General features: G+C 67.1%; 20 protein-coding genes. 13 read left to right on the top strand and 7 right to left on the bottom strand.

What is annotated here, in order from left to right; all coding sequences use genetic code 11:
* Nucleotides 1-12 precede the first annotated feature (12 nt).
* Complete coding sequence (locus G6N67_RS19760; RefSeq protein ID WP_036429403.1) at nucleotides 13-837, bottom strand: SDR family oxidoreductase; 825 nt, start codon at nucleotides 835-837, stop codon at nucleotides 13-15.
* Between the two features lie 106 nt (nucleotides 838-943).
* On the opposite strand from G6N67_RS19760, the gene G6N67_RS19765 reads away from it, so the two are divergent.
* Nucleotides 944-1,633, top strand: a complete 690-nt coding sequence (locus G6N67_RS19765; protein WP_036429401.1) for a demethylmenaquinone methyltransferase — start codon at nucleotides 944-946, stop codon at nucleotides 1,631-1,633.
* Nucleotides 1,634-1,834: 201 nt separating this feature from the next.
* On the top strand, nucleotides 1,835-2,344 hold the full coding sequence (locus G6N67_RS19770) for a hypothetical protein (protein WP_131524565.1): 510 nt from the start codon (nucleotides 1,835-1,837) through the stop codon (nucleotides 2,342-2,344).
* Nucleotides 2,345-2,402: 58 nt separating this feature from the next.
* On the opposite strand, the gene G6N67_RS19775 is transcribed toward G6N67_RS19770, so the two are convergent.
* The gene (locus tag G6N67_RS19775) at nucleotides 2,403-3,821 is read right to left on the bottom strand and encodes an HNH endonuclease signature motif containing protein (RefSeq protein ID WP_163642241.1); all 1,419 of its coding nucleotides are present in this window, start codon (nucleotides 3,819-3,821) and stop codon (nucleotides 2,403-2,405) included.
* Nucleotides 3,822-3,924: 103 nt separating this feature from the next.
* Between G6N67_RS19775 and G6N67_RS19780 the strand changes: the two genes are divergently transcribed.
* From G6N67_RS19780 to G6N67_RS19790, 3 genes are all read left to right on the top strand, one after another.
* On the top strand, nucleotides 3,925-5,157 hold the full coding sequence (locus tag G6N67_RS19780; protein WP_036429399.1) for a DDE-type integrase/transposase/recombinase: 1,233 nt from the start codon (nucleotides 3,925-3,927) through the stop codon (nucleotides 5,155-5,157).
* 261 nt (nucleotides 5,158-5,418) lie between these two features.
* Complete coding sequence (locus G6N67_RS19785) at nucleotides 5,419-6,411, top strand: CobW family GTP-binding protein (RefSeq protein ID WP_036429397.1); 993 nt, start codon at nucleotides 5,419-5,421, stop codon at nucleotides 6,409-6,411.
* Between the two features lie 41 nt (nucleotides 6,412-6,452).
* Nucleotides 6,453-6,956 carry a TspO/MBR family protein gene (locus G6N67_RS19790; protein WP_036429396.1) on the top strand — a complete coding sequence of 168 codons (504 nt, stop codon included), beginning with the start codon at nucleotides 6,453-6,455 and terminating at the stop codon, nucleotides 6,954-6,956.
* Here the strand turns inward: G6N67_RS19790 and menJ are convergent.
* A complete protein-coding gene (gene menJ / locus G6N67_RS19795) occupies nucleotides 6,935-8,155 on the bottom strand; it encodes a menaquinone reductase MenJ (RefSeq protein ID WP_036429394.1) in 1,221 nt (406 codons plus the stop codon). The two genes, G6N67_RS19790 and menJ, sit on opposite strands and share 22 nt — an antisense overlap.
* A 21-nt stretch (nucleotides 8,156-8,176) precedes the next feature.
* Here menJ and grcC1 point away from each other — a divergent pair, with 21 nt between their 5' ends.
* The 3 genes from grcC1 to G6N67_RS19810 all read left to right on the top strand — a co-directional run bounded on the left by grcC1 (nucleotide 8,177) and on the right by G6N67_RS19810 (nucleotide 10,958).
* Nucleotides 8,177-9,184 carry a nonaprenyl/(2E,6E)-farnesyl/geranylgeranyl diphosphat synthase gene (gene grcC1 / locus G6N67_RS19800; protein WP_073908022.1) on the top strand — a complete coding sequence of 336 codons (1,008 nt, stop codon included), beginning with the start codon at nucleotides 8,177-8,179 and terminating at the stop codon, nucleotides 9,182-9,184.
* 72 nt (nucleotides 9,185-9,256) lie between these two features.
* The gene (gene htpX / locus G6N67_RS19805) at nucleotides 9,257-10,132 is read left to right on the top strand and encodes a zinc metalloprotease HtpX (protein WP_036429392.1); all 876 of its coding nucleotides are present in this window, start codon (nucleotides 9,257-9,259) and stop codon (nucleotides 10,130-10,132) included.
* A 178-nt stretch (nucleotides 10,133-10,310) separates the two neighbouring features.
* Nucleotides 10,311-10,958, top strand: coding sequence for a DUF1326 domain-containing protein (locus G6N67_RS19810; protein WP_036434541.1), 648 nt, complete (start codon nucleotides 10,311-10,313; stop codon nucleotides 10,956-10,958).
* A 60-nt stretch (nucleotides 10,959-11,018) separates the two neighbouring features.
* Here G6N67_RS19810 and G6N67_RS19815 read toward each other — a convergent pair whose 3' ends face one another.
* The gene (locus tag G6N67_RS19815) at nucleotides 11,019-13,184 is read right to left on the bottom strand and encodes a SulP family inorganic anion transporter (protein ID WP_036429391.1); all 2,166 of its coding nucleotides are present in this window, start codon (nucleotides 13,182-13,184) and stop codon (nucleotides 11,019-11,021) included.
* A 457-nt stretch (nucleotides 13,185-13,641) separates the two neighbouring features.
* Between G6N67_RS19815 and G6N67_RS19820 the strand changes: the two genes are divergently transcribed.
* The 4 genes from G6N67_RS19820 (at nucleotide 13,642) to G6N67_RS19835 (ending at nucleotide 16,883) form a co-directional block, all read left to right on the top strand.
* Nucleotides 13,642-14,415 (top strand): response regulator transcription factor, encoded by a 774-nt coding sequence (locus tag G6N67_RS19820; RefSeq protein ID WP_036429390.1) that lies wholly within the window; start codon nucleotides 13,642-13,644, stop codon nucleotides 14,413-14,415.
* Nucleotides 14,416-14,419: 4 nt separating this feature from the next.
* On the top strand, nucleotides 14,420-15,898 hold the full coding sequence (locus G6N67_RS19825) for a sensor histidine kinase (RefSeq protein ID WP_036429389.1): 1,479 nt from the start codon (nucleotides 14,420-14,422) through the stop codon (nucleotides 15,896-15,898).
* A 122-nt stretch (nucleotides 15,899-16,020) separates the two neighbouring features.
* Nucleotides 16,021-16,320, top strand: a complete 300-nt coding sequence (locus tag G6N67_RS19830) for a hypothetical protein (RefSeq protein ID WP_036429388.1) — start codon at nucleotides 16,021-16,023, stop codon at nucleotides 16,318-16,320.
* A 38-nt stretch (nucleotides 16,321-16,358) separates the two neighbouring features.
* On the top strand, nucleotides 16,359-16,883 hold the full coding sequence (locus G6N67_RS19835; protein ID WP_036429387.1) for a hypothetical protein: 525 nt from the start codon (nucleotides 16,359-16,361) through the stop codon (nucleotides 16,881-16,883).
* Between the two features lie 2 nt (nucleotides 16,884-16,885).
* Here the strand turns inward: G6N67_RS19835 and G6N67_RS19840 are convergent, their stop codons facing one another.
* Both G6N67_RS19840 and G6N67_RS19845 read right to left on the bottom strand, forming a co-directional pair.
* A complete protein-coding gene (locus G6N67_RS19840; RefSeq protein WP_036429386.1) occupies nucleotides 16,886-18,325 on the bottom strand; it encodes an APC family permease in 1,440 nt (479 codons plus the stop codon).
* Between the two features lie 17 nt (nucleotides 18,326-18,342).
* Entirely contained in the window at nucleotides 18,343-19,455 is a 1,113-nt protein-coding gene (locus tag G6N67_RS19845; RefSeq protein WP_081812418.1) for a zinc-binding dehydrogenase, read from the bottom strand.
* 134 nt (nucleotides 19,456-19,589) lie between these two features.
* Here G6N67_RS19845 and G6N67_RS19850 point away from each other — a divergent pair, with 134 nt between their 5' ends.
* Nucleotides 19,590-20,183, top strand: a complete 594-nt coding sequence (locus G6N67_RS19850) for a helix-turn-helix domain-containing protein (protein WP_229480174.1) — start codon at nucleotides 19,590-19,592, stop codon at nucleotides 20,181-20,183.
* Between the two features lie 6 nt (nucleotides 20,184-20,189).
* On the opposite strand, the gene G6N67_RS19855 is transcribed toward G6N67_RS19850, so the two are convergent.
* A complete protein-coding gene (locus G6N67_RS19855) occupies nucleotides 20,190-21,215 on the bottom strand; it encodes an NAD(P)H-dependent glycerol-3-phosphate dehydrogenase (protein WP_036434534.1) in 1,026 nt (341 codons plus the stop codon).
* Nucleotides 21,216-21,334 lie beyond the last annotated feature (119 nt).

Consider the following 21,334-nt stretch of genomic DNA (forward strand, 5'->3'; position numbering starts at 1 on the left):
GATGAAACGCCGTCAGCCCTGCGCCTCGACCGACACCGGCTGCCATTGCTCCCAGGTCTTGAGCCGGTTCTCGTAGTCGGCCTTGGCCAGCTGCAGCGGCAGTTCGCCGAAGAACACCCGCAGCGGTGGGTTCTCGGCGTCGACGATCTTGAGTACGGCCGCAGCCGACGCCTTCGGGTCGCCCGATTTCGCCGACCGCTGCGCGCGTGCCCGGTCGGCGGCCTCGTGTGCCTCGGCGTAGTCCGGCAGTGGTGTCGCGCGTTTGGCCGAGGCACCGGCCCAGTCGGTCGAGAAGCCACCCGGCTCGATCAGCGTCACGTGCACACCGAACGGTGCGACCTCGGCGGCCAGCGACTGCGAAAGCCCTTCCAGCGCCCACTTGGAGGCGTGGTACATCCCGAGGTTCTGGAACGCGACGATGCCGCCGATCGACGACACCTGCAGGATGTGTCCGCTGCGTTGCGCACGCAGATAGGGCAGTGCAGCCTGGGTTATCCACAGAGCACCGAAGACATTGGTCTCGATCTGATCGCGCGCCTCGGCCTCCGAGAGTTCCTCGACGAACCCGAACTGGCCGTAGCCCGCGTTGTTGACCACGATGTCCAGCCGCCCGAAATGATCGTGGGCCTGCTTGACCGCGGCGAAGTCCGCCTCCCGGCCGGTGACGTCCAGCTTGAGCGCCAGCAGCGCGTCGCCGTACTTCTCGCCCAGGTCCGCCAGAGTCGCGGTGTCACGTGCCGTCGCGGCCACCTTGTCACCGCGCTCCAGGGCCGCGATTGTCCATTCCCGGCCGAAACCACGCGACGCACCGGTGATGAACCACACTTTTCCACTCATGCTCAACCCTCCTACGTATCGATTCGACGGTTTCAAGCCTCGTCACGCTGCGGCCATTCCCGCGGCCAGGAAGTTCACAGGGAGCGCGCCGGGTAGCGTCAGCGGCGTGAACCGGGCAACGCTGGAGAAGAATCCGCGGGACGTGGCGTCGATGTTCGACGGTGTGGCGCGGCGCTACGACCTGACCAACACCGTGTTGTCGCTGGGCCAGGACCGCTTCTGGCGTCGCGAAACCCGCGCAGCGCTGGGCATCGGGCCCGGTGACTCCGTGCTCGACCTGGCGGCGGGCACCGCGGTGTCGACCGTCGAGCTCTCGCGCTCGGGCGCCTGGTGCGTGGCCGCCGACTTCTCGGTCGGCATGCTGGCCGCGGGCGCCGGACGCGACGTACCGAAGGTCGCCGGCGACGCGACCAAGCTGCCGTTCGCCGACGGGGTGTTCGACGCCGTCACCATCAGCTTCGGACTGCGCAACGTCGTCGATCACGTCGCGGGGCTGCGAGAGATGGCCCGGGTCACGCGGCCCGGTGGCCGGCTGGTGGTGTGCGAGTTCTCGACGCCCACCAATCGACCGTTCGCGACGCTCTACAAGGAGTATCTGATGCAGGCGCTGCCGCGGATGGCCACCGCCGTGTCGAGCAATCCCGAGGCCTACGTCTACCTTGCCGAGTCGATCCGGGCCTGGCCCGACCAGGCCGGGCTGGCCCGCCAGATCGGCGCGGCCGGCTGGTCAAAAGTGCGGTGGCGCAACCTGACCGGCGGCATCGTCGCCTTGCACGCGGCGACCAAGCCGGAGTAGTTCAGGCTCTACCTCACGCTGGGCGCGCCCCGTCGGTCGCAATGGGGTACCCGACTACCTCAGTGAATCGGGCTCAAGCGCCCTAGTGTTCGATCACGGCGCACACGCAGACCGGTCAACCCGGTACTGCCGGGGGTGTCGGGGAGAACACGACAACTGCGGCGGCCAGGGTCTGGTCGCCGTCTGCGAGGGGAGACAATCATGCCTGGAATTTTCATGCCGGAATCGCTTGAGCCGGAAGAACTTCTGAACGTGCCGGTGGCAAGTAGCGGCACCTTGTGCCGGGTGGTGTCCGGGTACGCGAATTTCTTCGACAAGAGCATCACCAACGTCTACGGCGCACCGATCGGCCTTGAGCCGCTGCCCGGCGACAATGTCCTGCAGCCTCTACCGCTGACCGGTGACATCTATCCAGACGATGAAGACAAGAAATGGACGCCGTACGAGGTACACATGGTTGTCGGTCCCGCGTGGAACGCCGTGCGGGATGTGTCACCGATTGTCAGCGTGGCCGGATTCTCCTTCCGGGACAATGACTCAGCGGACGCGTCTGGTACCGAGATCCGCGGATGCACATGGGACACCGTCGGTCTCACCGGAGATCAAAGCAACCTGGAACGCATTCGCCTCAAGGTCGACCTACGGCTGTGTGGCGGAAACCAGTACGCCGTCATCAAACTCGGCTACCACTTTGTCGCCGTGGGCAGATAGGCCCAGCAATCCTTGCACGCGGCTACGAAGCCGAGTGATTTGGCGACCGCAGGCCGGGTCAGAAGGGTGGGGGTTCGGCGTGGTCGGTGAGCCATTGTTGGTGTTGGCGTTGTTGTTCGGCGAGTTGTTCGTTGAGTGCGTGGCGGAGCCGGCGTTCGGCGGCGATGCGTTGGGCGGTGTCGTGGTCGCGGGTTTGGCGGCGTCTGGGCATCATGACGGCTTTGTGGGGGCCGGGTTCCTGCGGGGCGGGCAGGTCGAGTGTCCCGGTGGGCTGCCCCAGGACCGGGAATAGGACCGCGCCGTGGGCGTCGGTGCTGTAGAGGTGCCCGGTGGGGGTGGTGAATTCCACGGTGCCGTCCGGGTGTTGACGATCCCACCAACCCTGGCAGAACGTCTTGACCAGGTGGTGAAGGGTGCAGTAGAGCTTGGTGTTCGACGGATGCGTCGGCCCCACCGGATACGGCGTGGTGTGATCAATCTCGGTGTGCGTGGCGGGTTGGTCGCAGCCCGGGAACCGGCACGTCAGATCACGCCAGTGCACGAAATCCCGTAACGCCGCCGAGGGCCGGTACCGGGGCTCGGCCGTGTCCTGCGGGATCACGACGGGCTTGATCGTGGCGGTCGTGGCCGCCGCCCGCACGGTCTCGGCGGGCTGGATGCCGAACCCGGGTAGGTAGCCGGGATCGTTACTGGTGCCGTCGAGGGTGGACTGGTTGGCCAACACATGGATCACCACATCGGCGGCGCGGTGCTTGTCGGCCACCGCCGGGCAGTCGGGTAGCCCGCACTGGCAGTCCAGCCAGGGGCGGCCACGGCCCAGCGCGCCGATGGCGTCGGTGCGGCGCTGCATCCCGGTGCGGGGATCCTGATCGCAGACGGTGGCGGCGATGGTGATCAGGCGTTGTTCGAACGCGGCGGCATCTAGGGCATCCAGCCGGGCCCAGATCCCGGCCATGCCGGGTTCGGTGGGGGCGATCTCCACATACCGGCCGTCCGCGACCTCTGGGGGTACGCGCACGGCGTCGGGGTCGTGTTTGGCGATCCACTGATCGATTCGGTCCCGCAGCTTGGGTTCGGACAGGCGCATCCATTTGTCGCAGTGCCGGGCCATCGCCGCGTCCAACCCGGGCCAGGCCTCATCGGTGACGTTGGGGGTGCGGTGCAGGATCATCTCCATCACCCGCCAGTCGATGTCCCCGGCGGCGAAGCGGGCCGCCACCGCCGGCATCTTGCGCAACGCGCGGGCATGGCGGATCTGCGTGGCCGCCCGCGCACGGCTGATCCGCAACGCCGCCGACACTTCGGCGGCGACTTCTTCGAACGGGTCGACCCGCCAGAACACGGTCTGCGCCAACTCCACGGTGCGCCGGGCGTCGAGTCGGCCGATCTGGTCCAGGCGGGCGGCGATCGCGGCGGATTCGGCCCGCCAGGCCGCGCTCATCCCGTCGATGAACTCCGCACCCGACCGATCGAACATACGTGCGATTCTACCGATCCGCACTGACCGCGTTGACTCGTCAAAAATGCGCGTGAATGGGTGATTCGTTGCCTCATTGAAAATGCGCGCGTAAGCCCAAACGATGGGGTTGACGTTGGCCGAACGCAGAGCCGTGACGGAGACGACCGCAGTCCGTTACCAGTTGGCGAGCAAGGGCGGTAAGGGGCGGATTCTCGATGAGCTGTGTGCCAATACCGGGTGGCATCGCAGTCATGCCCGCAAGGCGCTCAAAGCCGCATCGGGGCCCAAAGTCGTTACGCCGCGGCGCGAGCGGCCGGTGAAGTATGGACCAGAGGTCATCGCGGCACTGACGGTGTGCTGGACGGTGCTCGGGATGCCGGCTGGTAAGCGTCTGGCGCCGATGCTCGCTGAATTGGTGGCCGTGCTGCGCCATTTCCGGGAGCTGGACATCGATGAGGGCACCGCTGAGTTGTTGGTGTCGATGTCGGCGGCCACTATCGATCGTCGCTTGGCCGGTGAGCGCGCCAAACTCCGGCCGCGGGGGCGCGTGGGTACGAAACCGGGATCGCTGCTCAAAAGTCAGATCCCGGTGCGTACCTGGGCCGAATGGCAGGACGCCCGGCCGGGATTCGTCGAGATCGACTCGGTCTGGCACGATGGCGGCATCCGGGGCGGAGGTCATGCCTCGACCTTGACGGTCACCGACATCGCCACCGGTTGGACCGAGAACCGTTCCATGCCTGAGCGGACCGGCAAATGCGTGAAGGCCGCCCTTGACGACATCGCCCGTGCGATGCCCTTTCCGATTCTGGGTGTGGACTGCGATAACGGATCAGAGTTCATCAATGACGACCTGCTCACGTGGTGTGAGAACCGCAAGATCACCTTTACCCGATCACGGCCGGGCAATAAGAACGACGGCTGTCATGTCGAGCAGAAGAACTGGTCGGTGGTGCGCATGTTGGTGGGCTATTACCGCTACGACACCGCCGCAGAGGTGTTGTTGCTCAACGAGATCTGGCGGCTACAGTCCACGTTGACCAACTTTTTCTATCCGCAGCAGAAGCTGGTATCCAAGGTCCGCAACGGAGCCAAAGTCTGCAAGAAGCACGACGAGGCCGCCACTCCCTTTCATCGCGCGATCGATCACTCTGACATGACCGTGGAACGCATCGTGGCGATGACCCGCGCCTACTCGTTGATCAATCCCGCCGCCACCGGACGCCAGGTGCAAGCCCTGACCGCGCAACTGTTCACCCTCGCCACCACCAAGGCCAGCGCTACCGCCCAACCCCAGATCAACAAGCGCGCACGATTACGTGAGGCAACGAATGCCTCTACGCGCGCATCTTGACATGAGGCAACAGGCTGACAATCTCGCAGGTCAGCACGCTGGCTGGGGATGAAAACCAATCTGGGGAGAACTTCTGAGAGGCGCGGGTTCCGGTGAAGTACCTGCCCATCCGCGTGTGGAGCGTGTCACATTCCAACATGTGCGCCGTCATTGATAACGCGGTCTGTACTGGTGTAAATGCGACTTTTTGTGACGTGCCGTCGGCGCCATAGCGTGTCGGATGCTGGCGAAAATGATTCTCAATAACCCTACGATGGCCGCATGACGGGATCGGTGCCCGTGCTGGCGATAGCGGGATACCTCGGCGCGGGAAAGACGACGCTGCTCAACCATCTGCTGCGCAACAGTCGCGGCGTGCGCATCGGCGCGTTGGTCAACGACTTCGGCGCGGTGAACATCGACGCGATGTTGGTGGCCGGACAGGTCGACGCGATGGCGTCGCTGTCCAACGGCTGCATCTGCTGCGCGGTCGATGCCGACGAGGCGGGCGAGATGCTCGGCAAGCTTGCGGGCGTCAAACCTCGGCTGGATCTGATCGTGGTCGAGGCCAGCGGGCTCGCCGAGCCGGCTGCGTTGGCGCGCACCATCGCCACGGCCGACGACAAGCGCTTCCACTACGCCGGTCTGGTGCTCGTGGTGGACGCGGTCGAATCCGCGCACGCCGACCTCGGCCACGCGGCGCGCGTCGCTGATCTAGTGGTCCTCAACAAGGCGGACCGGGTGGGAAGCGACGAACTGGAGGTGTTGCGGGACAAGGTCTTCACGGTCAACCCGCGGGTTGCGGTGCTGCCCACCGAGTTCGGCCGCATCGATCCCGAGCTGCTGATCGATCCGCCGGCCCGCGCGGAAACGGCCGGCCAGCTCAGCCTCGACGAAATGCTGTGGGAAACACACGAACACGACCATCACGAGCACGCGTCGTATCAGAGTGTCGAGTTCGCGTCCGATGTCCCGCTGCACCCCCGACGGTTGATGGGCTTCCTGCAGGACCGGCCTGCCGGGCTGTACCGGGCCAAGGGGTTCGTCGACTTCGGCGCCGTCGGGTCCGGGCGGAAGTTCGTGATGCAGCTCGTCGGCAGTTCGCTGCGCTTCGAACGGCAGCGGTGGGCCAAGGACGAGCCCCGGCGCAGCACGCTGGTGCTGATCGGTTCGGGCATGAGCCCCGAGAGCGTCACGGGCGCGCTGCATGCCTGTGCCGATGCCGAACCGGCAGACGATCAGGCGATGCTGGGCGTGCTGCGCTATCTCGACTGACCGCAGGTGTCAGCGGATCTGACGATGGGTATGAACGGACCATGCGACCGATCACCCTGACCAAGACCGCTGCCGCAACGCTGGCCACCGCACTCGTCGGCGGCCTCGCGAGCCGTCCGGCGGCATCGCCGTGGTACGCAGCGCTGCGCAAGCCGTCGTTTCAGCCGCCCCGCCAAGCCTTTCCGGTGGTCTGGCCGCTGCTCTACACCGATATCGCCGTGACCTCGGCGGCAACGCTGGAGGAGCTGCACGCCGAGAACCGCAGCGATGAGGCTCGCGCATTCGGCACGGCGCTGGCGGCCAATCTGGTCATGAACGCCGGCTGGTCGTGGATCTTCTTCTCGCAGAAGCGGCTTGGGGCGGCGGCGGTCGCCGCGGCAGCGCTGACGGTCAGCAGTGCGGATCTCACGCGTCGCGTCGGAAAGGCCGCTCCGGGTCGCGGTGCAGCACTGGCCCCGTACCCGTTGTGGTGCGCTTTCGCGACCCTGCTGTCCACCCGCATCTGGATGCTGAACCGGGGGCGTCAGCTGAACGGTTTGCGCTGATCCAGCCGGCGCGACGCCAAACCGGCCCGCCGCCACACCCGGGCGATCCAATCCTCGTCCTCGTCGGTTACCAGGTTGCCCATCACCCGCACGGCGACGTTCATGAGAAATGTCGAGCGCATCGCGACCGGACCCGTGAAGGGCAGGAACCGCGGCAGCGTCAGCAGCAGGGCCAGGCGGCGCGCCACCGAGAACCCCCGTGAGTAGTGCTCGGCCAGCACCGCGGGCCAGGCCGCGGAGAAATCGCCGGCCTCCAACAGCTCGGCGGCCAGCCGCCCGGTTTCCAGGCCGTAGTCGATGCCCTCGCCGTTGAGCGGGTTGACGCACGCCGCGGCGTCACCGATCAGCATCCAGTTGGGCCCGGCCACCCCGGACACTGCACCGCCCATCGGCAGCAGCGCCGACAAGCCGGCCCGTGGTTCACCGGTGAAGCCCCACTCCTCGCGGCGCAGGCTCGTGTAGTACGACATCAGCGGCCGCAGCGCGGCGTCGGCGGGCCGCTTCGCGGTCGCCAGCGCACCCACGCCGATGTTCACCTCGCCGTTGCCCAGCGGGAAGATCCAGCCGTAGCCGGGCAGCACCTGCCCCTCGGGCGAGCGCAGTTCGAGGTGCGACGTGATCCACGGTTCGTCGGCGCGGGGGGTCGTGATGTAACCGCGGATGGCCACGCCGTACACGGTCTCCTTGTGCCACGTCCGCCCCAGTACCCGACCGAGGGTCGAGCGCGCGCCGTCGGCGACGATCAGGGTTTTGCACCGCACCGCGCCGCCGTCGTCGAGCAGCACCGATTCCACTCGTCCCGCGGAATCATGGCGTGCGTCAACGGCCTTCACTCCGAGCAGCATCTTGGCGCCGTCGTCGGCGGCCACCGAGCGGATCCGGTCGTCGAGCTCGGTGCGCGGCACCGCGCTGCTGGTGGACGGGAAGGACGGCCCGGGCCACGGCACTTCCACGTCGGCGCCGAACCCCGACATCCGCAAACCGTGGTGCCGGATCCGGGTGTCGAGCCACGGCCCCATGCCGAGCCGTTCCAGCTCGGCGACCGCGCGAGGGGTCAACCCGTCGCCGCAGGCCTTGTCGCGCGGGAACTGCGCGGCGTCGATCACGGTCACCTCGTGGCCCGCGCGCGCGGCCCATGCGGCCGCCGCCGAACCGGCGGGCCCGGCGCCCACGACGACCACGTCTGACTTGATCTCCATCGGTCCCAGTATGTTGGACGAATGAGGACACCAGCGACTGTGGTGGCGGGCGTCGATTTCGGCGACGAGGGTTTCGCCGGCGACGTCCGGGACGGTGTGGCGCAGATCGAGGATCTGATGTCCACTGAGCTGGGCAAAGCCGACGAACTGATGGCCGAGGCCGTGCAGCACCTGTTCCAGGCGGGCGGCAAACGGTTCCGCCCCTTGTTCACGGTGCTGTCGGCGTCCCTCGGCCCGCGGCCCGACGATCCCGAGGTCACCATCGCGGGCGCCGTCATCGAACTCGTGCACCTGGCAACGCTGTATCACGACGACGTGATGGACGAAGCCCAGGTCCGCCGGGGTGCGCCCTCGGCCAACGCCCGGTGGGGCAACAACATCGCGATCCTGGCGGGTGACTACCTGTTCGCCACGGCGTCGCGGCTGGTTTCGCGGCTCGGCCCCGATGCGGTGCGTGTGATTGCCGACACGTTTGCCCAACTGGTCACGGGCCAGATGCGGGAGACGCGTGGCGCTGCCGAGCACGTCGACTCGGTCGACCACTACCTCAAGGTGGTCTATGAGAAGACCGCGTGCCTGATCGCCGCGTCGGGGCGGTTCGGGGCAACGTTCTCTGGCGCGGACGAAGACCAGATCGAGCGCCTGTCCCGCCTCGGCGGCATCGTCGGCACGGCCTTCCAGATCTCCGACGACATCATCGACATCGACAGCGATCCCGACGAGTCGGGCAAGCTTCCCGGCACTGACCTGCGCGAGGGCGTGCACACCCTGCCGGTGCTCTATGCCCTGCGGGAGTCGGGACCGGACGCCGACCGGCTGCGGGAACTGCTGGCCGGCCCGGTCGAACGCGACGAGGATGTGGCCGAGGCACTGGCCCTGCTGCGCCGGTCGCCCGGGATGGCGCGGGCCAAGGAGACCGTGGCCTCCTACGCCGCCCAGGCCCGCGACGAGCTGGCGAGCCTTCCCGACGTCCCGGGGCGCGCCGCCCTGGCGTCACTGGTCGACTACACGGTGAACCGGCACGGCTGATCCGGAACCCGACGGGGTTGCTGCGCGTTTAATCGGCGAATACTTCTTCGGTTCCAAAAGGAGGCGGCTCGGATGACGTGGAATCCGCACGCGAACCGGCTCAAGACATTCCTGCTGTTGGTGGGCATGTCGGCGTTGATCGTGTTCGTCGGGTCATTGTTCGGCAGAAGCATGATGTTCCTGGCGGTGCTGTTCGCCGTCGGCATGAACGTCTACGTCTACTTCAACAGCGACAAGCTCGCGCTGCGCGCCATGCATGCTCAGCCCATCACCGAGGTGCAGGCGCCCGAGATCTATCGGATCGTCCGTGAGTTGGCCACCACCGCGCATCAGCCCATGCCCCGGCTGTACATCTCCGATACCGCCAACCCGAACGCGTTCGCGACCGGGCGCAACCCGCGCAACGCGGCGGTGTGTTGCACCACAGGCATTCTCCAGCTCCTCAACGAGCGGGAACTGCGTGCGGTGCTGGGCCATGAGCTCTCACACGTGTACAACCGCGACATCCTGATCTCGTGTGTGGCAGGCGCAATGGCGTCGGTGATCACGGCGTTGGCCAACATGGCGATGTTCGCAGGCATGTTCGGCGGCAATCGCGACGGTGCGAATCCGCTTGCCATGCTTCTGGTCTCGTTCCTCGGGCCCATTGCGGCCACCGTGGTGCGGTTGGCGGTGTCGCGGTCGCGCGAGTACCAGGCCGACCAGTCGGGCGCCGAGTTGACCGGTGACCCTTTGGCTTTGGCGTCGGCGCTGCGCAAGATCTCCGGCGGCGTGGAGGCCGCGCCGCTGCCGCCGCAGCCGCAACTGGCCGATCAGGCGCACCTCATGATCGCCAGCCCCTTCCGCGCCGGCGAGCGCATGGGCAAGCTGTTCTCGACCCACCCGCCCATCGAGGACCGCATCCGACGCTTGGAGGACATGGCCGGCCGCGGCCCGGGCCACTACTGATCCCTCTGGCAATGACAGGCCAGTTGTGGCACGCATTTTCGCGATTCGTGTGCCATGACTGGCCTTTCGGCATTCCGGTGAAATATACCCCCTAGGGGTACTTGTGCGTGCGCTCTCGGCTGTGTAACGTCGTCGTCGTTAGATACCCCCTGGGGGTATGAACCGAGAGGAGTGGACGATGGCAGTAGCGACGACGGATTGGCATCTGCGGGGCGATTGGTTCGATGTGTGCAGCTGCAAGCTGCCCTGCCCGTGCAGCTTCGCGCAGGAGCCGACGCATGGTGACTGCCTGTTCACGCTCGTCTGGAAGATCAGCGACGGCCATTACGGCGAAACGGATCTGAGCGGCCTCGGGGTGGTTGCGCTGGGAGAGTTCAAGGGCAACATGTGGGTCGGTGACCCCGACGCCATGATGTCGCTGATGTTCTACATCGACGCCTTGGCCGATGCCGATCAGCGGCACGCCCTCGAGCAGATCTTTACCGGATACGAGGGAGGTTGGCCGGGCGAATTCAGCAGTCTGATCCGCGAGCTACGCGGAATCGAATACGCCCCCATCACATTCGACGCGGCCGAGGATCTCGCGTACTGGCGCGCCGAGATCCCGGGCAAGGTCGACGTGCGGGTCGAGGCACTGACAGGGCCGACGTCGGATCCGAACCGGCGGGTCACCACTGTCAATGCGCCGGGCGCCGAGGTCGGGCCCGGCCAGGTGGCGACCTGGGGTGTGGTCACGAAAGACGACGCGATCGGGTTCGACTTCTCGCACGAATACCGGGGCAAGTCGAGCAAGCACTTCCCGTTCGACTGGCGCCCGGACGCCTGAACTGCGCGTCTGCCGCCCGACGGTTGTCGGGCGGCAGAAGCGCAGCGCTGCGATGGGCATCTATGCCGCGTCGGCCAACGTCTCCACGCGCGTGGGCGTCACCCGGAGCACGCCTGCACTGGCGATGTCGTAGAACAACCCGATCACGTTGACCCGGCGGGCCAGCGGATGCTGCTGCAGGGTCTGCACCTGGATCGCGATGTTCACCATGGACAGCTGGTCGACAGTGCCGAACCCCGCCTCGGCCGCTGACCGGGCGACGGGGTGACGGCCGTCGTCGAAGGCCTCCAGCGAAGGATTGCCATGGGCCAACCAGGATTCCAGATGCTCGTCGCCCAGATCGGTCTTGCCGAGCAGCGCGGTCATCGCGCCGCAGCTGGAATGACCGCACACCACGATCGAGGAGACGTCGAGCTTGTCGACCGCGAACGCGATGGCCGCTTCGATCGAGGCGTCGGCCTGGCCGGCCGGGATCATGTTGCCGACGTTGCGCACCGTGAACAGATCGCCCGGCCCACTACTGGTGATGACGTTGGGCACCACGCGCGAATCGGCACACGTGAGGAACAGCGTCTCGGGGCGCTGCGCGTGCGCCAGCTCCTGCAGGTGCGGGCGCAGCACCGGGGCGGTGCGGCGGTGGTAGGCGGCCAGGCCGTGCAGCACCGAGGTCGTGTTCTCGCGCTGCCACGAGCTCCACGGCACCACACCGGAACGCTTGTCGAACGGGGTGAAGCCGCGCGTCGGCGGTCCCGCGACCGCGCTGGCCATCTCCACCGCGCCGACGTCGTGCACATCGACCGTGCCGCCTGTCGCGACGTGCTGACGCCGCCATTCCTCGATCGTCTCGTGCGCGGCATGGTCGAGGAAGTCGACCGAAAGTTCCACGGTGACAGCCGTTCCGGCGGGCACCCGAGCCAGCGCGGAGGTCAGCGTCGGCAGGGACAGGAAAGTGCACGAGCCCTCGATCATGACCCGCCAGGTGCCCTCACCGGTGGGCTCGGCGACGATGTTGGTGCGCACCACGCGCCACACCGTCAGCGCCACCGCGAGCGCCAGGCCGATCAGTACGCCCTCCAGCAGGTTGAGGAAGACCACGCCCGTGACGGTCACTGCGTACACGGCCAAATCACCTGTGCGCCGGGCGGTTTCGATGTGTGCACGCTTGACCAGCTGGCAGCCGATGACGATCAGCAGGCCGGCAAGGGCTGCCGTCGGGATCAGCTGGGCCAGACCCGCGAACGGCACCGCGAACACCAGGATCCACACGCCGTGCAGGATCGCCGACGCCCGCGTGCGGGCCCCGACCGCGACGTTGGTCGAGCTGCGCACGATCACACCGGTGACGGGCAGCCCGCCGATGGCGCCGGAGACCACGTTGGCCGTGCCCTGGCCGATCAGCTCGCGGTCGAAGTTGGTGCGGGGTCCGGTCTGCATGCGGTCCACCGAAACCGCCGACAGCAGGCTCTCGACGCTCGCGATCAGCGCCACGGTCAGCACACCCGTCGCGAACGCGCCCCAATTGCCGTCGGGAAGGCTGGGCAACGCCAGCGCATCCAGCAGGGAACCGTCGATCTTGATGCGCGTGACGTCACTGAACGTCGCAAGCATCGACAGCGCGGTCACACCCACGATCGCGACCAGCGGACCGGGCACCTTGCGGACCGCCGCGGGCATCCAGCGCCAGCCCACCAGGATCGCGATCACCAGCCCGCCCAGGACGACGCCGTGGCCGTGTGCATTGATCAGCTGACCGGGCAGCTCGGTGACGTTCGCCCATGCCGAGCTGTTGGAACTGCCGCCCAAAAGGACGTGCACCTGCTGCAGCGCGATCGTGATGCCGATGCCCGCGAGCATGGCGTGCACGACGACGGGGGAGATGGCCAGCGCGGCACGGGCGATCCGGCTCAGCCCGAACAGCACCTGCAAGATGCCCGCGCACACCGTGATGGCGCATGTCACGGCCCAGCCGAACTCCGCGATGAGGCCCGCGACGATGACGGTGAGGCCGGCCGCGGGGCCGCTCACCTGCAGCGGCGAGCCGCCGAGCGCTCCGGCGACGATGCCGCCGACGATCGCGGCGATGATGCCCGCCAGCACGGGTGCGCCAGACGCGACCGCGATGCCGAGCGACAGCGGAAGCGCGACCAGGAACACCACAAGGGATGCGGGCACGTCGTATCGCAGTATCGCTCTGGCTCTGTCTGCCAGTTGTGAGGTTTGCTGCATGAGAGTGTTCCCATTCTCCAGTCGGCGGATTCCGGGCAGGCGTCATCGCATGACCGGTTGGAGGTTGACTTCGTTGTCCACGAAAGAGGTTGCACCGCAACGTGTCACGTATGAAGTGGCCGGAGTTGCGGTGGAACTGAATCCAATTGCTATGGGCGAGAGTATTTATCGCGAAGAGAACGCGTCAAGGAAGCTCGCTTGACGCATAGAGAACCCAAATCTTTTGCCACCCGTCAAATGAAGCGAATTATGGTGCTGTGCAGGGAAAACGCGCTCATGGGGTAGATATGTGGTTACCAAGAATTAACGTCGACGATTGAAAATCTATGTATTGCAACAATTCTGGGGTGCATCACGTGGCAGGTGCAAGCGTGATCCACGTCATATTGCGCCGTCTTGCCTTAGAACTCCATATGAACTCCGTGACAACTATCTGTGCGCTCCGCAGAATGGAATTATGACGACGATGTCGGTATCTCCGCGTACCCACCAGCCGCGCCAGGCCATCCTCGGCCAGTTGCCGCGGATTCATCGCGCCGACGGTTCTCCTATCCGGGTGTTGCTGGTCGATGACGAGCCGGCGCTGACCAACCTGGTCAAGATGGCATTGCACTATGAGGGCTGGGAAGTCGACGTGGCCCACAACGGCCACGACGCTGTCGCCAAGTTCGACGAGATCGAGCCCGATGTGGTGGTGCTTGACATCATGCTGCCCGACATCGACGGGCTGCAGATCCTGCAGCGGGTGCGGGAAGCCGACGGGTACACCCCCACGCTGTTCCTGACCGCGCGGGACTCGGTGCTCGACCGCGTCTCCGGACTCACCGCGGGTGCCGACGACTACATGACCAAGCCGTTCAGCCTCGAGGAGCTCGTGGCCCGGTTGCGCGGGCTGTTGCGCCGGTCGAGCCACACCACGCCGCCTGCCGACGAAACGCTCAAGGTCGGCGACATGGTGCTCGACGGCGCGAGCCGTGAGGTCACCCGCGGCGGCGAGCCGATCGCGCTGACCGTGACCGAGTTCGAGCTGCTGCGGTTCCTGATGCGCAACCCGCGCCGCGCGCTGAGCCGTGCCGAGATCCTCGACCGCGTGTGGAATTACGGGTTCGGCGGCAAGTCGAGCATCGTCGACCTCTATATCTCGTACCTGCGCAAGAAGATCGACGCCGGGCGCGATCCGATGATCCACACCGTGCGGGGTGTCGGCTACATGCTGCGGCCTGCAGAATGACGCGATGAACCAACGCGGCCCCTGGTGGCGGCCACGGTCCCTGCGGCGCCAACTGGTGCTCGGAGTCACCGCGATCGTCACCGTCGTGCTGGTGGCGGTCGGGATGCTGTCGGTGTACAGCCTGCACACCTATGTGTCGACGATGAGCGATACCGAGGTCTCGCGGTCCCTCGCGGCATTCAGCCACTCCTACGACAAGTACGACAACTTTTCCGACGACGAGAACAACCATGCGCTGACCGCGTTCGTCGGTCAGGCGCCAGGCAACCTGATCGCCGTGCTGCACGACGGCGAGGTGGTGCAGTCGGCGGTGTTCTCCGACGGTGAGCCGCATCCGGCACCCGTCGAGGTGACCCGGGCGCTGGATGCGCAGTCGTGGGACGACGCCGACGGTCCCCGCACGATCAAACTGCCGACGCTCGGCTCCTACCGGTTGGCGAGCCAGTCGGCCGGTGGTGGCGACGTGCTGGTGTCGGGTGTCTCCATGGACAGCGCCAACCTGGTGATCGCCCGCAAGACCGTCACGGTGACCGTCATGACCGTCATCGCGATGATCGTCACCGCGGTGGGCACCGTGCTGGTGGTGCGGTACGCGCTGCGGCCGTTGCGCCGGGTGGCCGCGACCGCGGCCAAGGTCGCGACGCTGCGCTTGGACGGCGACGACCACCGCATCACGGCGCGGGTCCGGGACAAGGACACCGATCCCGACAACGAGGTCGGTGTGGTGGGGGACACGCTCAACCGGCTGCTGGTCAACGTCGACAGTGCGCTGGCCGAGCTGGCCGCGTCGGACCGCCGCACCCGGCAGTTTCTCACCGACGCCAGCCACGAGTTGCGCACGCCGCTCGCCGCGATCCAGGGCTATGCCGAGCTGACCCGGCAGGACAGCGCCAACCTCCCACCCACCACCGAATACGCGCTGGCGCGCATCGAAGCCGAAGCGCGGCGGATGACCGTGCTGGTCAGCGACCTGCTGTTGCTGTCGCGGCTCGGCGAGGGCCAGGATCTGGAGACCGACGACGTCGACCTCAGCGATCTGGTGGTCGACGCGGTCAACGACACCGCGGTGTCGGCGCCCACGCACCACTGGGTTGCGCGGCTGCCGGACGACCCGGTCTGGGTGCGGGGCGATCGCGCCCGATTGCACCAGGTGGTCACCAATCTGCTGACCAATGCCAAGGTGCACACACCGCCCGGTGTGACCGTCACGGTGACGCTCACGGTGGACGGCGAATTCGCCGAATTGACGGTCAAGGACGACGGCCCGGGAATCGATCCCGAATTGTTACCCAATTTGTTCGGCCGTTTCGTGCGGGCCGACAAATCCCGGTCTCGTGAATTGGGCAGTACGGGCCTCGGGCTGGCCATCGTCGCATCGATCGTGAAAGCCCACAATGGTTCTGTCGCAGTGGTTTCCGACGATGACGAGACCGTGTTCACGGTGCGGGTGCCGATGGCCCGGGTGGCCGCGAAAAGCATGTGAATTCGGCCTGAATTCAACCAGTGCGCATTTATGTATGGGTTCGATATGAACTCATGGACCCCGGCAAATTGTCTCTCTAGGCTGAAAGTTAACAACAGCTTAACTGGAAAGGCGATCTGCAAATGAGAAATACCATCGTTGCCGCTGTCGGGGCCGGGCTCGCGGTCACCGGAATGGCGTTGGCCGCGCCGGCCGGTGCGGCGCCGTCGGGACAGACCTCGGCGCAGCAGACCATCAAGGAGCTGGAGGCCGAGGGCTACCGCGTCATCCAGACCCGGGTCGGCAGTGGCTCGCTGGACAACTGCACGGTCAATGCGGTCCGTCCGGGCCGCGACATCACCGATCTGAGAGCCGCACCGCGCGGCAACACCGAGGAAGTGGTCCGCTACACCACCGTGTACGTCGACCTCAAATGCGGCTAGCCGTGGCCTGACACACAGGTAGCGGTTAGGGTATCGGCGTGCTGAGCAGAGTGATGATTGGCCTGGTGAGCGCCGCGGGGGCGGCCGTGATGAGCGTCGCCGGGGCGATTGCGCCCGGCGTGGCGCGCGCCGATGATCCGCCGGCGCTGCCGAACATCAACGCGTTCGCGCCGGTGAAAACATCGGAGTACGCGGTCATGGACAACAACTGGTACGCCTTCCGCACCCCGGACGGGCTGACCTGCGTGCTGCAGCGCAGCGGCGGCTACGGCTGCAGCGGTCCGATCCCGGCGGCCCCCAACGGCGCCAACCTGGTCAGCGGCGGCCCGGGCGCCCCGGGATTCGCCAGCTCTCCCGCTCCGGTGTTCGCCGTCGCGGGGGACGCCAAGCCGCTGCCCGCGAACTCGCGGCTCAGCTACCAGACCGTCAGCTGCGGCACGGACGGCGTGATGACGGCCTGCGTCGACGGGCGCAGCCAAGCGGGCTTTGTGATCAGCCCGGCCGGCAGCTACGTCGTCGGCGCCCAGGAATCAGACTTCAAGCCGTCGGTCACCATCGGCTGAGGTCAGCCGATCCCTTCGAGCGTCTCCACCTCACTGGTGCCGATGTTCGCGATCACTTCCGGTGACCGGCGACCCAGCACCCAGTACCAGGCCAGCGCCGCGGCCACTGTCACCACGAACAGCCACGGGATGACGTTGAGCGGGTACGCCGGGACCGGGTACACGTTGGCGTAGAACACATAGGCCATCGACACGATCGCCACCACGGCTGCGGGCCACACCAGCGGCACGCGCGCGTCGATGCTGCGGAGGTACATCACGGCGGCCAGGGCCGCGGCGGCGTAGGCCACCATGTAGCCGTACGTGCCGTAGGTGTCGACCCAGGTGACGACGTTCATCGGGTCCACGCCGAACAGGTACATCACCACGGGGACGGCGATCACGAGCGGGCCCACCGAGATCAGCGCGCGGTGCGGCGTGAGGTGCGTTTCGTGCGTGCGGCCGATGGCTGCCGGGACGACGCCCTCCTTGCCCATCACGTAGAGGATGCGGCCGACCACGTTGAGCGGCGCGACGACGACGGCGAAGAACGACGCGGCGATGCCGAGGTTGAGGATCGGGTTGAACCACGTCGGCATGCCGACCAGCGTCGCGATGTCGTCGAGCGGTTGCGCCGATTCGCCCAGCGCCGGGCCGAGTGCGGCCACCTGCGTGTAGGCCGCGAAGATGTAGAGCACGCCGACACCCGCCGCGCTCCACATGATGGCGCGCGGCACGGCGCGGTACGGATCCTTGGCCTCGCGGGCCAGCGCGTCCGAGCTGGAGAAGCCCACGAATCCGAGGATCGCCAGCACCATGCCGACGGCGATGCCCGAAGGCTTGACGTCGGTGAGCTCGAACTGCTCTGCGTCGAATGCGCCTGCGCCCAGGTGAATCAGCGTCACCACCAGCAGCAGCGTGATGATGGACACCGAAATCAGTTCCAGCACAAGGGAAACCCGTGCCGACAGCCGGATGCCCCGGATGGTGAACAGCGTCGCGAGCGCGCCGAGGATCACCGCAAGCACGATCTGCGCGGCCGTGCCATGGATGGGGATGCCGAGCTGGTTGAGCAGCGTGGCGGTGTAGGCGACCGATCCGCTCAGCGAACCGGCGGCGATGCCGAAACAGCCGATCAGCAGGCTCACGCCCGTCAGGTAGGCGCCGAACGGCCCGAGCGCCGTCGCGGCGTAGCTGTAGAGCGAGCCCGCAGACGACCGCCGTTTGGCGAACTGCGATATGCAGTAGCCGACCGACAGGATCACCACGGTCGCCAGCGCGAACGAGACCCAGGTGCCGTTGGTGGCGGTGTTGTAGATGGCCGCGGCCGTGAAGGCGATGACGGCGCTCGGCGCGATGTTGGCGATGGCCTGGGCGGCGAGTTCGCCGCCGCCCATGACGCCGCGCCGCAGCCCGGCGTCACCGGTAGCGGCCTCCGAACCGGTCTGAATGTCTTCGGACACTGGCGCTCTCGTTTCTGTCAGGCGGATGGGATGAGGAGTTGGCGTAGTGCGTGGCCCGCGGCGAGATCGTCGAGCGCGGCCGCGGCTTGGTCGAGTGGGCGGCGCCCCGAGATCATGGAAGCGAGATCGAGATTGCCCGCCATGACCTCGTCGACCAGGGCGGGGATGTCGCGTTCGGGCACCGCGGAGCCGTAGTTGGAGCCGAGGATGCGTTGGTCGGCTTCGGCCAGCGCCAATGGGTCGAAGGTTGCGCGTTCGCCCTGCGGGGGCAGGCCGACGATGACGGCCGCGCCGCCGAGTCCGAGGGCCGCGATGGCCTGTTCGGTGGTGACGATCTTGCCGATCGCGTCGAACACGTAGTCATACCCGTCGGCCACCACGTCGCGCAGCGCCGCCACCACGTCGTCGGTGCCCGCGGCGTCGACCGCGTCGGTGGCGCCGAGTTTACGTGCCAGGTCGAGCTTTTCGGCCACGACGTCCACCGCCACGATGCGTGAGGCCCCGGCCAGCCGGGCGCCCTGGACACAGGCCAGCCCCACGCCGCCGCAGCCGATCACAGCCACCGTCGAACCTGGTTGCACCCCAGCGGTATTGCGTACCGCACCGACACCTGTCGCGATGGCGCAGCCCACGATCGCGATGTCCTCCAGCGGTGCGTCCTTGCGGACCTTGATCGCGCCGCTGCGCGGGACGACGACCTCTTCGGCATACGACGAGACGCCCAGGTAGTGGTGAATCGTGCCGCGCGCGTTGGACAGTCGCGTCGTGCCGTCGTACAGCGTGCCGCGGGTGGCCACCACCGAGGCCACCAGCGAGCACTGCGCGGGCCGCCCGGCCCTGCAGGCGCGGCATTCGCCGCAGCCGGGCACCCAGCTCAGCACCACATGGTCGCCGGGCTCGAGGTCGTCGACGCCCGGGCCGGTCGCGGTGACCACGCCCGAACCCTCGTGCCCGAGTACGACCGGCGCGGGCACGTCCCACGCACGCGTGGTGACGTGCAGGTCGGAGTGGCACACGCCGGCCGCCGCGACCTTGACGCGAACCTCGCCGGGACCGGGTGCGGCCAGGTCGACCTCCTCGACACTGATGGTGCCGGTGCCGTCGAACACCGCGGCTCGGATCCGGGTCATTTCAGCTGCGGACACTGCGTGCCTTTCTGGTCTGAAGGAGGCATGACCGCGTGTAGGGTTCAATGCCATAAAACGATGAACGTGTTTTACACCACTAAACGAAGAGGCGTCAACAGCCCAGGGGAGGGGTTGCCGTGGCAGACGGCGAAGAGACCGGAATGGGCCGCGCGGGGGCGCGCCTGCGGGAGTTCCGCACCCAACGCGGGCTGAGCCTGAACGATGTGGCGAGCCGCGCCGAGGTCACCAAGGGTTTTCTGAGCCTGGCCGAACGTGGCATGACCAACGTTTCGGTGCCGGTCTTGATCCGGATCTGCGATGCCCTGGGGATCGGCATCGGCGACCTGTTCGAATACCCCAGCGCGCCGATCGTCCGCAGCGGTGCCGGCGCGCCCCTGGAGATGGGCGGGCACGACGTCAGGGAGGAACTGCTCACCCCGAAATCCGAGCGGCACGTGCAGGTGATGCACACCGTGATGCGGCCCGGTGGCGGTTCGGGCGGCGCCTACCGGCTCGATGCCACAACGATTTTCGTGTACGTGCTCAAGGGTGAGCTCAGCATCACGGTCGACGGGCAGACCACGCTGCTGAACACCGGCGACAGCATGACCTTCGGCGCCACCCAGCTCCACGACTGGCACAACCCGACCGACGGCGAGGCCGAAGTGCTGTGGACCATCGCGCCGCCTGTCGGGGCGGAGGATTTCAAGGCCGCGGTTCGGGGTGGCTGAGCGCTGTCAGAAGCCCGAGCCGTGCACCTCGTGGCCCGGCTTCTCGGCGGCCAGGCCGCGGTAGGCGTCCTCGACCGTTGCACCGTGGTTGATCACGCCGTCGACCTCCCGCGCGATCGGCATGTTGAGCCCGTACTTCTCGGCGAACTCCATGATCACGCTCGCGGCCTTGACGCCCTCGGCCACCTGGTTCATCGACGCGATGATCTCGTCGATCTTCTTGCCCGCGCCCAGTTGCTCGCCGACGTGGCGGTTGCGGCTGCGCTGGCTGGTACAGGTGACGATCAGATCGCCCATGCCCGCCAGGCCCGCGAACGTGTCGCGGTGCCCGCCCATGGCCTCGCCCAGCTTGGACATCTCGCGGACCGCCCGGGCCATCACCATGGCCCGGGTGTTCTCGCCGATGCCCAGCGAGTAGCCCATGCCGACCGATATCGCGTACACGTTCTTGAGCGCGCCGGCCATCTCCACGCCGATCACGTCGTCGGTCGTGTACGTGCGGAAGCGCTTGGTGCGGAACAGCTCTGCCAATTTCGCCGCCAGGTGCTGGTCGGGCATCGCCAGCACGGCCGCGGCCGCGTAGCCCTCGGCGACCTCACGGGCGATGTTCGGCCCGGCCAGGATGCCCGCCGGATGCCCGGGCAGCACCTCGTCGACGATCTGGCTCATCCGCATGTTGGTGCCCTGCTCAAGGCCCTTGACCAAGGACACCACGGGAACCCACGGCCGCAGCTCCTTCGCGAGTTCCTGCAGCACGCCGCGGAAGCCGTGCGACGGCACGCCCATCACGATCACGTCGGCACAGTTGGCCGCTTCGGAGAAGTCGTTGGTTGCGCGCAGGCCTTCCGGCAGCGCGACCTCATCGCCGAGGTAGCGCGAGTTGCGGTGGTTGTCGTTGATGTCCTTGGCGGTCTCCTCCGAGCGCACCCACTGCAGCGTCGGCCCGCGTCTCGCGCAGATCGAGGCCACCGTGGTGCCCCACGAGCCTCCACCGAGAACGACGACCTTGGGTTCGCGCTGCGCTGATGCCATGGCGATCAGAGTATTGCCGGGATGCGCTGCGGACCGCGGCTTTGCTGAACTGCGCAGGGCCGGGGCGAAGATTGCCGCGTCCGACCCGCAGTTGCGCGTGCGATGATGCGTCGGGACGT

The organism is Mycolicibacterium mageritense, assembly GCF_010727475.1.
GTDB classification, from domain to species: Bacteria; Actinomycetota; Actinomycetes; order Mycobacteriales; family Mycobacteriaceae; genus Mycobacterium; species Mycobacterium mageritense.

Excerpts from the sequence above, each read along its gene's own strand:
- G6N67_RS19780 (WP_036429399.1), top strand. The coding sequence starts at position 3,925 with ATGGGGTTGACGTTGGCCGAACGCAGAGCCGTGACGGAGACGACCGCA.
- G6N67_RS19770 (WP_131524565.1), top strand. The coding sequence starts at position 1,835 with ATGCCTGGAATTTTCATGCCGGAATCGCTTGAGCCGGAAGAACTTCTG.
- G6N67_RS19810 (WP_036434541.1), top strand. The coding sequence starts at position 10,311 with ATGGCAGTAGCGACGACGGATTGGCATCTGCGGGGCGATTGGTTCGAT.
- G6N67_RS19830 (WP_036429388.1), top strand. The coding sequence starts at position 16,021 with ATGAGAAATACCATCGTTGCCGCTGTCGGGGCCGGGCTCGCGGTCACC.
- grcC1 (WP_073908022.1), top strand. The coding sequence starts at position 8,177 with ATGAGGACACCAGCGACTGTGGTGGCGGGCGTCGATTTCGGCGACGAG.
- G6N67_RS19790 (WP_036429396.1), top strand. The coding sequence starts at position 6,453 with ATGCGACCGATCACCCTGACCAAGACCGCTGCCGCAACGCTGGCCACC.
- G6N67_RS19785 (WP_036429397.1), top strand. The coding sequence starts at position 5,419 with ATGACGGGATCGGTGCCCGTGCTGGCGATAGCGGGATACCTCGGCGCG.
- G6N67_RS19820 (WP_036429390.1), top strand. The coding sequence starts at position 13,642 with ATGACGACGATGTCGGTATCTCCGCGTACCCACCAGCCGCGCCAGGCC.
- menJ (WP_036429394.1), bottom strand. The coding sequence starts at position 8,155 with ATGGAGATCAAGTCAGACGTGGTCGTCGTGGGCGCCGGGCCCGCCGGT.
- G6N67_RS19775 (WP_163642241.1), bottom strand. The coding sequence starts at position 3,821 with ATGTTCGATCGGTCGGGTGCGGAGTTCATCGACGGGATGAGCGCGGCC.
- G6N67_RS19855 (WP_036434534.1), bottom strand. The coding sequence starts at position 21,215 with ATGGCATCAGCGCAGCGCGAACCCAAGGTCGTCGTTCTCGGTGGAGGC.
- G6N67_RS19815 (WP_036429391.1), bottom strand. The coding sequence starts at position 13,184 with ATGCAGCAAACCTCACAACTGGCAGACAGAGCCAGAGCGATACTGCGA.
- G6N67_RS19845 (WP_081812418.1), bottom strand. The coding sequence starts at position 19,455 with ATGACCCGGATCCGAGCCGCGGTGTTCGACGGCACCGGCACCATCAGT.
- htpX (WP_036429392.1), top strand. The coding sequence starts at position 9,257 with ATGACGTGGAATCCGCACGCGAACCGGCTCAAGACATTCCTGCTGTTG.
- G6N67_RS19760 (WP_036429403.1), bottom strand. The coding sequence starts at position 837 with ATGAGTGGAAAAGTGTGGTTCATCACCGGTGCGTCGCGTGGTTTCGGC.
- G6N67_RS19825 (WP_036429389.1), top strand. The coding sequence starts at position 14,420 with ATGAACCAACGCGGCCCCTGGTGGCGGCCACGGTCCCTGCGGCGCCAA.